Source organism: Snodgrassella sp., from assembly GCF_024103505.1.
GTDB classification, from domain to species: Bacteria; Pseudomonadota; Gammaproteobacteria; order Burkholderiales; family Neisseriaceae; genus Snodgrassella; species Snodgrassella communis.
In genome coordinates, this window is record NZ_JAGGIJ010000001.1 from 545,812 (window position 1) to 558,178 (window position 12,367).

7 protein-coding genes and 2 tRNA genes are annotated in these 12,367 nt (G+C 43.8%); 7 read left to right on the top strand and 2 right to left on the bottom strand.

What is annotated here, in order from left to right:
• The first annotated feature begins 42 nt into the window (after positions 1–42).
• The 7 genes from J6578_RS02395 to recG all read left to right on the top strand — a co-directional run bounded on the left by J6578_RS02395 (position 43) and on the right by recG (position 12,046).
• Entirely contained in the window at positions 43–2,394 is a 2,352-nt protein-coding gene (locus J6578_RS02395; protein ID WP_287953809.1) for a calcium-binding protein, read from the top strand.
• Positions 2,340–4,871, top strand: coding sequence for a calcium-binding protein (locus tag J6578_RS02400; protein WP_353846646.1), 2,532 nt, complete (start codon positions 2,340–2,342; stop codon positions 4,869–4,871). The genes J6578_RS02395 and J6578_RS02400 overlap by 55 nt, the downstream gene beginning before the upstream one ends.
• A gap of 170 nt (positions 4,872–5,041) precedes the next feature.
• Positions 5,042–5,884: a class II glutamine amidotransferase gene (locus tag J6578_RS02405; RefSeq protein WP_093090976.1), complete on the top strand. Its 843-nt coding sequence runs from the start codon at positions 5,042–5,044 to the stop codon at positions 5,882–5,884.
• A gap of 575 nt (positions 5,885–6,459) precedes the next feature.
• Complete coding sequence (locus tag J6578_RS02410) at positions 6,460–7,173, top strand: RDD family protein (RefSeq protein ID WP_287953811.1); 714 nt, start codon at positions 6,460–6,462, stop codon at positions 7,171–7,173.
• 113 nt (positions 7,174–7,286) lie between these two features.
• On the top strand, positions 7,287–7,850 hold the full coding sequence (locus J6578_RS02415; RefSeq protein ID WP_287950807.1) for an RDD family protein: 564 nt from the start codon (positions 7,287–7,289) through the stop codon (positions 7,848–7,850).
• Between the two features lie 87 nt (positions 7,851–7,937).
• On the top strand, positions 7,938–9,806 hold the full coding sequence (gene ilvD, locus J6578_RS02420) for a dihydroxy-acid dehydratase (RefSeq protein WP_287953812.1): 1,869 nt from the start codon (positions 7,938–7,940) through the stop codon (positions 9,804–9,806).
• Positions 9,807–10,009: 203 nt separating this feature from the next.
• A complete protein-coding gene (gene recG, locus J6578_RS02425; protein WP_287953862.1) occupies positions 10,010–12,046 on the top strand; it encodes an ATP-dependent DNA helicase RecG in 2,037 nt (678 codons plus the stop codon).
• Between the two features lie 159 nt (positions 12,047–12,205).
• On the opposite strand, the gene J6578_RS02430 is transcribed toward recG, so the two are convergent.
• A tRNA-Glu gene (locus tag J6578_RS02430) sits at positions 12,206–12,280 on the bottom strand.
• Between the two features lie 10 nt (positions 12,281–12,290).
• Positions 12,291–12,367 (bottom strand) — tRNA-Arg (locus J6578_RS02435).

The following is a 12,367-nucleotide window of genomic DNA, read 5'->3' on the forward strand; positions in this document are numbered from 1 at the left end:
TTTATGTCTATATTGTTAACAACTGATGAAAGAGGTAAGCAGATGTCTCAACCACAGGTCTTAACTAAAAAAGAAATAGAAGCTTGGAGCGAGCAAATCAAATCCGGCAAGCTGTCGGCCATTGGCGAAGTGTATCAGGCGCTGGCGCAAAAGGGCTATGACTATGCTCACTGGGCATTGGGGGTGGCCACGGCGGATACCATCACCGGCAATGGCGCTTTGCAGTTTATGCAGGCGGTAGCCAAAGACCATAAGCAAAAGCTCCCCCAGGCGCGGGTTGACAGTGTACGGCGCGATATGGCGCTGGGCTATCTGGCCATGCTGCAAGACAAACTGGCAAACGGTCAAGGCGGTGAAGATATTACCTATGACGAAATGTTAGAATTTCATGTAAAAGTGTTTAAAGACAATAAGCTGGATATCGGCTACTGGACGCTGTATACGCCGATGTCGATTATTCAGAACCATGCTTCGGCTACCGGCAGCAATGGTCAGGTGATTGGCGGTAAGCAGGTTGTGGAAAATATGTGGCAGCATATGCGGGCTACTCAGGGCACCGGGCTGACAGGCTCATGGGTAAGCCTGATGTTATATGGGGTGATGCGGGATGCGCAGAAGGGCTACATTTACGTGAATAAGTCCAACGGTGAGGTTGCGCCATTAGACTATATTATCAAAGCTGCCGCTTATTCAATTAATATTCCTATTGCTAATATTGTAGTAGGCACCGATGTGGAGAAGCTGGCTAATGTACTTGGCTATAAAAAGGTGGCGGTTTCCAGTGCGGAGCAGCAGCAGGCGCAGCAGTGGTGCAAAGATACGGATATGGCGGCTGCGTTCACTGCTTTTGCCAAGGAAATGGCTGGCGATAATATCCTTGTTTATGGCTCCACTCATACTTGGTATAAGGATTATGCTACGCCGGAAAACAGGCTTACCGGCAAGTTTTTTGCCAATCAGAATACTGCTGCGGCCACGCAAAAGCGGCTGGTCAATAACTGGCAACTGGTGGGCGGCGCAGGTATGACTAAATGGATTATCGCTGCGGTATTGAATGAAAATCTGGCCGATAGTTCCAGCGCGCTACTGGCTTCGATTAATGAGACTAACTTTCTGGATAAGGGCTTGGGGTTTGTGTTTGAGCCTAAATCCGGTCACCGCAAGCCGGTAGCGGGCGCAACAGATGCGTATGAATTCAAATATGAGCTGGAATATATTGATTCTACGCCGAATAGTGTGCTGGGTATTTTGCAGGATTTAACCAGCAAGGGAGAAACCGCTAAGGTATCTCAGTATTTACATGCGTTGTTGCAGTTGAATCCGGTAGTGGTATTGAATCCGGATTTTACGCCGCAGCAAAGAAGTGTGGATGATGTAGGTGAAGACTGGATTAAAATCCGCTGCTGGGCTATTCAGGAGATGAAATACGCTAAGGCAGTAGAGCACAATGATTATGTACGTGCCCTACTCCATGGGCTGGCACCTACTCCGGCTCCCGAGATTGATATTAATCAGCAGCTAACCACGCAACTGCGGCAACAGAAAGAGCTGGTTGAATCTATCCGAGCGCGATATGGTTTTGGTAAAGATGATGTGATTCGTTTTCGTGATGAGAATACCGGCATGAGCTGGGTAACCAATGGTGCGGTAACTCAAGCCGGCCATGTGGTGCTGATGCTTTCTGATAATGCTAATGGAATAAATTCTGGCGGTAGTTTAGGCGATGTGATTATAGGTGGTCGCGGCAATGATGTTATCGATGGCGGCGCTGGCGATGACTATTTATATGGTGGTGCCGGCAATGATAAGCTGATTGGCGGTAGTGGCAATGATTTATTGTCTGGCGGTGAGGGAACAGACTATTATTATTTCAATGCCGGTGATGGGCAGGATCGCATTATCGATAGTGATGGTAATGGCTATATCTATCTGGACAATAAGGATTTTTCATCCTATCAGTGGATAGGAAAAGAGCTGAATGTATGGCAGTCAGAGGATAATCAATGGCAGGTGTGGTTGAATAAATCCGGTGGTTTATGCATTCAATCAATGAAAAACAATAAAGATATGCTTATTATTGAGGGATGGAATGAGCTTAAAGGGAATAAACTCGGCATTAATTTACCCAATATGCGCCCACCTAAGAAAAAAATAAAATTCTGGGCGACTGGCACCCGAAAATCACTCATACAGACGGCGCTTCTGGGGGAGGGGCAAAGTCTTCTGAAGAGTATTATCAGGATGATTGGGATAAGCGCAATGCCGACGGCAGTATTATCGGTGGTGTACAAGAAAGCGGCTTTGAGGATGTCATTTATGGCACAGCCGAAGATGATGAGATTTGGGGGCTGGATGGCGGCGATGCTATTGATGGCATGGCCGGTGATGATTTGATCCTGGGTGGCGATGGCACTGATTTGCTCGTAGGCGGCGGTGGTTCCGATACCATCAAAGGGGGTGCCGGCAATGATTTTATTTTGGCCAATAATCATTTAACGATACCTAAACGAAATAAGCCAAATGAGCGCTGGCAGATGCCTGGTTATGGTAATAAACTGGTTCATGCAGGCCCAAACTGGGGGATATTTATGGCTGGTAGTCAAGTGATTTTCGGCGTTAGCGACTGTTTTGATGATCCTGTCTCTGCTGCGGACGGTATGTCATATGGGGGTGATTTCTTATATGGTGATGACGGCAATGACTGTATTATCGGCGGTAATCTGAATGACTATATCGAAGGCGATTCGGTAGCCCCGGGCAGTACGCAAGAAGGAGATGATCTCGTTTTTGGTATGGGTGGCAATGATTATATTGTCGGTGGCAAGGGCAAAGATATTTTATATGGCGATGGTATTGTTAGTCGGGGTTTATTAAACTCTCTTGCTGGCTGGGCACATGGAGATGATCACATTGATGGTGGCGAAGGTGATGATGAAATCATTGGTGGTGGCGGCAATGATATGATTATTGGCGGCGATGGCAATGATAAGCTGTATGGCGATGATGGCGGAATCACAGCAAGAGAAAGCCTCGATACCCGATATCATGGCAATGACACCATTTATGGCGGTGCCGGCGATGACTTGATTGTAGGTGGTGGTGGCAATGATTTTCTGTATGGTGGTGATAACAATGACATCATATATGGTGATTCTGATGATAAGAATAGAGATTTATCGCAATTAACATGCAATGATCATATCTGGGGTGGTACCGGCAATGATACGCTGTATGGTGGTTATGGTAATGATGAGCTTTATGGCGATGAAGGTGATGACGTTATTTTCGGCGATGATGAGAATAACAAAAAAATTCAGGGTGCTGACTATATTGATGGCGGTGCCGGCAATGATAGATTAATAGGCGGCGGTGGAGACGATTGGATTTTTGGCGGCGATGGCGATGATAAGATATGGGGTGATGAGAATAAAAATTTTGTCGATGCTGACTGTTCAATAAACGGCAATGATCATCTGTTTGGCGGAAATGGTAATGACACCATTGATGCCGGATATGGTGCTGATGAAGTTGATGGCGGTGATGGCAATGATACGATATATGGTGGTGGTGGCCATGATCATCTTTACGGTGGAAATGGCAACGATCTGATTATTGGTGATTTCAATAATATTATTGGTTGGGGCATTGGCCCGGATGGTTCTCAAAATCCTATTTTAATTACAACCGAAAATTCTAAATTTACTGGCGATGATGTGATATATGGCGGAGAAGGTAATGACAGGATATATGGAGATGTTTTGCAAGAATTAAAAAGTTTTTCTGGAAATGATGTTTTATATGGTGAAGGAGGAGACGATTATATTAATGGTGGCTATGGTAATGATTTCATTGATGGCGGTATTGGTAATGACCGGCTGATTGGCAGTAACGGGGATGATGTAATTTATGGTGGCGATGGCAATGACATTATTTATGGTGACAGTGAAGAGCCTGTAAATAGCAACAATACAAAAACCAGTGGTAATGATGTTATTTTCGGAGGAAATGGTAACGATTTTATCAGTGGTGGTAGTGGAAATGATAATTTACAAGGCGATGAGGGCGATGATCAACTGTATGGGGGCTTGGGCGATGATAATTTATATGGCGGAGCCGGTAATGATTTGCTCAATGGAGGTAAAGGCAATGACTATCTGAATGGCGGTTTGGGAGACGATATGTATGTGATTAAAAATGGCGACGGCATCACGACTATTGAAGACCATAATGGATTGTCTTATATTAAGGTTGATCAGTTAAAATCACTGACTTTTGCTGCTTATCAAGACGGAATAGTGATTAAAAACGGGGTTAAAGGCGATGCTATTTATTTGCCCGGTTATAAATTCAACGACCGAGGCAGAAATTCTGCTTTAGGCAATATTATATTTACTGAAGATGGCAAGCACGGGCAAACTTTATTAAGCCTGATTACAAAACGAAAACCAGCTGATATGCCTCAGATCCCTCAATTTGAAGCAGACTCTGCTATCGGTAGCCGCCTGTTCAATTCTGCAACTACTAGACGGGCTGATAATGATGTCTCCGGCCTTTTCAGAAGTGCTGTAGAGAACGTAGCGCCAGATAATTATGTCAATGAAATTCTTAATTACGCTTTTAACCCGCTGCCTTATGCAAATGATGATTTTTATTATAACTGTTTGACAGCTAGCGGAATTAACCCGATGGTTGATGCTATTGCTGATACAAACAGGATAAATAATGGTATCAATTACGCTGATATATCATTACTTTGTCAAGCAATGGCGACTATGGGTTCAGACTATGCCGATAGCAGCATGGCAATAGCACCGCCTCAGGATAGGCTTTTATCTGCTGCGGATAATTATTTATCGGCTTCGGCTTTGTAAAAACAAGTTTTTATCCATATAGCCTGTATTGGTGCCTGTAACAACAGTTACAGGCTTTTTTATAGGCAAATATAAGCTTGAATTATCGATTACCATAATCCGGATGTATAATCTTTACCTGATGAAACAGCACATATCAATTTACTAATTTATCTATGGAGAAATAATACATGTGCCAGTTGTTAGGCATGGATTGCAATACCCCCACTGATATAGTGTTTTCTTTTGAAGGCTTCCGCTTACGCGGTGGCTTAACGGATAATCATGCTGACGGTTTTGGTATTGCTTTTTTTGAAGGTCATGGCGTACGCTTGCTCCAAGATGACAAGCCCTGCGCCAGCTCTCCTGTAGCAGATCTCGTACAGCAGTATAAAATTAAGTCGGAAAATGTAATTGCACATATTCGCAAGGCTACGCAAGGGCAGGTGCATTTGGTCAATACGCATCCGTTTGTACGCGAATTATGGGGAGAATACTGGGTATTTGCGCATAATGGAAATCTGCGCCGCTTTAAGCCAGCCGGTGGAGAATATTTTAATCCAGTAGGTACAACCGATTCCGAACAAGCATTCTGCTATTTGCTTGAGCAATTACGCCAGCGTTTTCGCCACAAGCCTTCACGCGAAGTTTTATTTCAAACGGTGGCAGAAATTACTGCTGAATTACGCCAATATGGGCTGTTTAATTATATGCTTTCCAATGGCGATTGGTTGATTGCCCATGCCAGTACCCTGCTCTTTTATATTATTCGACAAGCTCCTTTTGGTAAGGCAGTTCTGACTGATGAAGATGTAGCCATTGATTTCTCCGCCGTAACCACTCCTCACGATCGTGTTGCGGTAATCGCTACCCTACCCCTTACCTGTAACGAACAATGGCAGCAACTGGCTATTAACGAACTAGTGATGTTCAGTCAGGGAGAAATTGTTTTGCGTGATTGTATCCAGCCGCCACAATATATGAGCGTGGAAGAAGGTCTGGCCGTTGCACGTAAAGCGGGCGTGAGTATGTGATGTATTTGCTGGAACTGTTTTATTTATCAGATATTAGTGTACATGCAAGCCTGCCGGATCCATTTGGATAGTTCTTAATATAAAGTATTGGTATCTCCATCAAAGAACTATCCGTCAATATGGCATAAGAAACTTATTCAATAGTTATAAAATTACTTCATGCATGCTGATGGTGATTATATATTTTAATATTCTATCATATTTAAACTTAACGGTAGTGATTACGAACAATAAGGTGATAGTCATGTTCTATTATATAGGATTGCGACCAAGACAGACTTGAAATAATGCAATGGGCATGGATATCACTACGATTGTTTCTGGCAATACTGGATTGTACCTGCTTGCCCTTGCTGCTGAGACAGGCATTAATTCGAAATTGGCTGATACTGACTAATTAAACCGGCATGTACCCTGCCTAAATAAAATTGCACCAGCTACACAGAAACATCATATGGAAGATAGGCAGTCTCCATCTAGAACTGGAAAAGTACGATGAGTAGATTTATCGCAAAATTTAGTGGCAGAATTAACCATTATCTATAACATATACAAAATCTGAGGTAGGTTCAATTATGGTAAATACACAACAACATTCAGACTCAAATAGTAATCAATCTAAGCTGTTTATGACTGAATCCCGTGATTCAATTGCAGTCGAATTGGCTTCCCCTTGGAGGAGAATTGCAGCCTGCTTAATTAATTATGCAATATATTATTTTATTATTTTTATGGGTCTGCGCATTTATAATGCAACATTTGATTTTGAATCTGAGGCTTTAGGACAAAATATTGTACGACCTTTTGAGTTATGGTTTCTATCTGACTATCAGTCTACAGAACCAGTCTCATCTATTTTTGAATTGTTGCTTGTCTCGGAGCAAACACATGATCTATCAAGTATATTTTTATATATTATTTTACCTGTGGCTATTTTTGCGCTTTGGCAAACTATACAGATGAGTATCACAGGGCAATCTATTGGTAAACGATTGATGAGAATCAAAGTCATCAAAACCAATGGACAAAAGTCTGGTTTTATTGGCACGGTATTAGTGCGTGAGATTGTATTTAATATGCTTGTGGGGGCAGTATTATTGTTTATATTCTTACAACCGATATGGAGTTTCATACTACCATCATTTATTTCTCAATTAGCTGTGATTTTTATTATACATTTACGTATATATATATTTGAACTTATTTGTTTAATCATGCTATTTCTCAAAAAATCCAATCGCCGAACTTTACAAGACTATCTTGCTAACACAATTGTAATTAATGTATAAGAACATAATAAATTAACTAAAATTACTACAAATACACTTATTGTGATCATTAATCATTTTATGTTAACATTTATTTTATACAGCTTATATTAAGTTAATGGATAACTCTACATATGACTGATTTTCATTCTTCCTCATCTAACAGTAGCTTAGCAGATGATTATGAAATTGAAGTTGAACTGGCCTCTCCTTGGAGTCGGATTGCTGCTGTTATAATTAACGTGCTGATTTTTCATCTTGGTATGATTCTGGGTACTCTTTTCTTTGGACTTATAGCCAAAATGTTGCACAGTGCCCTAGCTGGAAAAATATGTTTAATACTGGCTACTTTAGTTCCGATATTAATGTATTTTATTGGTCAGAGCATTATGATGAGTACAAAAGGTCAATCCTTTGGAAAAAAACTGCTAGGAATAAAAGTTATCAAAATAGATGGTAGCAATCCCGGATTTATCGGAACTGTTTTATTCCGTACAGTAATTCCTTATGTTGCATTACTTACAGTAGGTCTATCGCTAAATCTGTTCTTTTATCAAGACATTGAAATTGCATTAATTAAATCTAAGCCGATAGCTTTATTTTTTTATATTATTTGCCTGTTTATGTTATTTCGTACCGCAACCTATCGGCGCACTTTAGAAGACTATCTGGCTAAAACCATTGTAATTAAAATTTAGTCCTGAGTTTACAAATATCAACTGCCTGCGTACTATGCTGGCAGTTGTTTTACATTTACAGATAAAAAACATTACAAGGGAATGATCATGCCACAATACCGTTCACAGACTTCTACACACGGGCGCAATATGGCTGGTGCGCGAGCGTTATGGCGCGCAACTGGTGTTGCCGATAATGATTTCGGTAAACCCATTATTGCCATTGCCAATTCTTTTACTCAGTTTGTTCCCGGCCATGTACATTTACATAATATTGGTCAGCTAGTAGCACGCGAAATTGAGCGTTCTGGTGGTATCGCTAAGGAATTTAATACTATAGCCGTAGATGATGGCATTGCTATGGGACATGAAGGGATGCTGTACAGTTTGCCTTCACGCGACCTGATTGCTGATAGTGTTGAATATATGGTTAATGCCCATTGTGCAGATGCGCTGGTGTGTATATCTAACTGTGACAAAATTACCCCGGGAATGCTGATGGCGTCGATGCGCCTGAATATTCCAACCATATTTGTATCCGGCGGCCCGATGGAGGCTGGTAAAATCATCGCTACGTCTAATGGTCAGCAACAGACACGCAAGCTGGATTTGATTGATGCGATGATTGAAGCCGGTAACGATAAGATCAGCGATGAAACCGTAGCCAATGTAGAACGTAGTGCCTGCCCTACCTGCGGCTCCTGCTCCGGCATGTTTACGGCCAATTCGATGAACTGTCTGACTGAGGCACTGGGCTTGTCTTTGCCCGGTAATGGTTCTTTACTGGCTACCCATGCATTACGTAAAGAGCTGTTTCTTGAGGCTGGCCGGTGTATTGTTGAATTAGCAAAACGCTATTATGAGCAGGATGATAGCAGTGTTCTGCCACGCAGCATTGCTACTAAGGCTGCGTTTAATAATGCCATGAGTCTTGATATCGCTATGGGCGGTTCTACCAATACGGTATTGCACCTGCTCGCCGCTGCTACTGAAGCTGGGGTTAATTTCAAAATGGCCGATATCGACCAGTTAAGCCGGCATGTTCCCTGTCTGTGTAAAGTTGCACCAGCTACGCAGAAATATCATATGGAAGATGTACATCGCGCTGGTGGTGTAATGGCCATTCTGTCCCAGCTCAATCGTGCCGGATTGCTGGATACCAGTGTGCATACAGTGCATATGCCCACGCTGGCAGATGCAATTGCGCACTGGGATGTAAGCAATCCAGACAATACCGAAGCAAAACAACGATATCAGGCGGCACCAGGTGGTGTACGTTCAACCGAAGCTTTTTCGCAAAACTGTATGTGGCCATCGCTTGATCTGGATCGCACAAATGGCTGTATCCGTGATAAGGAGCACGCCTATTCACAAGATGGCGGTTTGGCAGTTTTGTTTGGCAATCTGGCCGAACGCGGCTGTGTGGTAAAAACCGCAGGTGTAGACGACAGTATTCTTAAATTTAGCGGTCGGGCACGTGTCTTTGAAAGTCAGGATGCTGCGGTTGAAGCCATTCTGGGCAATCAGATTGTAGCTGGTGATGTGGTTATTATCCGTTATGAAGGCCCTAAAGGCGGGCCCGGTATGCAGGAAATGCTTTATCCAACCAGTTATTTGAAATCCAAAGGCTTGGGTAAGGCCTGTGCTTTACTTACCGATGGCCGTTTTTCCGGTGGTACATCCGGCTTGTCAATTGGCCACGCTTCACCAGAAGCTGCTGAAGGCGGTAATATTGGTCTGGTACACGAGGGAGATATTATTGAAATTGATATTCCTGCACGCCGGATTCATCTGGCTGTCACTGATAGTGAATTACAACAACGCCGTACAGAAATGGAAAGCCGTGGTGCCCGTGCATGGAAGCCGGTAGAGCGCCAGCGCCATGTTTCCGTTGCTTTACGCGCCTATGCCGCGATGACTACCAGTGCTGATACCGGTGCAGTACGTGATGTCACTCAGGTAGAACGACAAGATTAATTACTTCTGAAAAACCACCCGTTTTGCTGCGGATAAAAAATTACCCATCAGCAAAACGGGTTCTTTTTGTGGTAAACAAGTCTGTTTAATAATTATCAGTCATTTATCGGCCATGAATCAGCGGTAAAGCCAGACAAAATAGCGATATGCGTTTAAACATGTTATGGTAGCAGTGTTGAATCATGTCTTTTATCTGTTTGAACATGTCTACTGCTGCTTTTCCTTTTCCAGTTAATGCAGGCACTCTTGCCAAACTGGCCAAGCTCAATATCAGTAATATCTGGGATTTGGCTCTGCATTTGCCTTTACGCTATGAAGACGAAACTCATATCACCCCAATTGCTGATGCCCAGACGGGCGTACCCGTGCAGATTGAAGCAACGGTAATTCATCAGCAAATACAATTTCGTCCACGCAAACAGTTAGTAGTACAGGTCAAAGATGTGTCCGGTCATGTTCTGTATCTTCGTTTTCTGCATTTTTACCCTAGCCAGCAAAAGCAACTGGCCGAAGGCAATGTCATTCGTGCTCTGGGTGAAATCAGACATGGATTTTTTGGTGATGAAATGGTACATCCTAAAATTCGTACCGATATTGACAAGGGATTAGCTGAAAGCCTGACACCTGTCTATCCTACAGTGAACGGGCTGAATCAACCCACTTTACGGCGGCTGATTCAGGCTGCGCTTAAGCATCTGCCAGCAGACGATACTCTGCCAGCCGAGCTATTACAACAACTGCAATTACCTCCCTTTCTGGAAAGTGTGACTTTTCTGCATTCACCCCCACCTGAGTACACAGCACGGGAATTACATGAAGGTACTTTGCCTGCATGGCAGCGGCTGAAATTTGATGAATTGCTGGCACAGCAATTGTCAATGCGGCTGGCACGCCAGCAGCGTTTGAGTGGTCATGCCACAGCTTTATGTGGTGATGGACACATCAGTCAACCTTTACTGGCTAATCTGGGTTTCGCTTTAACTGCGGCACAACAACGCGCTATTGCTGAAATCACTAATGATTTGGCACAAACACATCCGATGCACCGTTTATTGCAGGGAGACGTGGGCAGTGGCAAGACCATTGTTTGTGCATTGGCAGCCGCAGCAGCAATGGAAGCAGGTTTTCAGGTAGCCGTGATGGCACCCACAGAAATTCTGGCTGAGCAGCATTATTTGAAATTTCAGCAATGGTTTGCGCCATTAGGAATCAGGATTGTCTGGCTTTCCGGCAGTGTGCGTAAAAAAGCCCGTGAAGAGGCAAAGAATGAGCTGGCAAATGGTACCGTTCAACTGGCTGTTGGCACGCACGCGCTGTTTCAGGATGATGTGGCCTTTCATAATCTGGGGTTAGTGATTGTTGATGAACAACACCGCTTTGGTGTAGCTCAGCGTCTGGCTTTGAAGAATAAAGGAGATGATGTACATCAGTTAATGATGTCTGCCACACCGATACCGCGCACACTGGCAATGAGTTTTTTTGCTGATCTGGATGTTTCGGTGATTGATGAGCTGCCGCCCGGACGCACACCGGTGGTCACTCGTCTGGTGAACAGTACCCGCCGGCATGAAGTGGAAAAGCTGGTCAAACATACCTGTATTCAGGGCAGACAGGTGTATTGGGTATGTCCGTTAATTGAGGAATCGGAAACATTACAATTACAAACAGCAGTGGATACTGTTGCTCAATTACAGACCGCATTGCCGGAACTAACTATAGGTCTGATACATGGCCGGCTGAAGCCTGCGGAAAAAGCAGCAGTAATGGCTGCATTTGTCGAAGGTAGTACTCAGGTACTGGTGGCAACCACTGTGATTGAAGTTGGGGTGGATGTGCCTAATGCCAGCCTGATGGTTATTGAACATGCTGAGCGTATGGGGCTAGCGCAACTGCATCAACTACGCGGGCGCGTGGGTCGCGGAGCAGCAGCCAGCCGCTGTGTATTGTTGTTTAGTGAACCACTGGGCGATTTAGCCAAAGCGCGCCTGAAAGTAATTTATGAAAATACTGATGGTTTTGAGATTGCCAGACAGGATTTAAATATTCGGGGCCCGGGAGAATTTCTGGGAGCACGCCAAAGTGGTGTACCTATGCTGCGCTTTGCCAATCTGGAAGAAGATTTGCCATTACTGGAAAAAGCACGTGATCTGGCGCCGATCCTGATTAGCCAGCAACCGGAAGTAGTTAATAAACATCTGCAACGCTGGCTGTCGCAACGTGCCGCTTATTTAGGAGTATAAAATAATTTACCGTTATCGGTGACAATGACTCAGGCTGATTCAGTTATCACGCTAATAAGCATGGTTATGGAGACCTATATCAGCCAGATGAATATATCACCCATAAATTCAAATAAAATAAAAAAACCTGTTTGAAAAATCAAACAGGTTTTCAGAATCTGGCACGCCCACGGGGAATCGAACCCCGGTTACCGCCGTGAAAGGGCGATGTCCTAACCGCTAGACGATGGGCGCGTTGTCTTACTGGTGCACCCGGAGCGATTCGAACGCCCGACCCTCTGGTTCGTAGCCAGATACTCTATCCAACTGAGCTACGGGTGC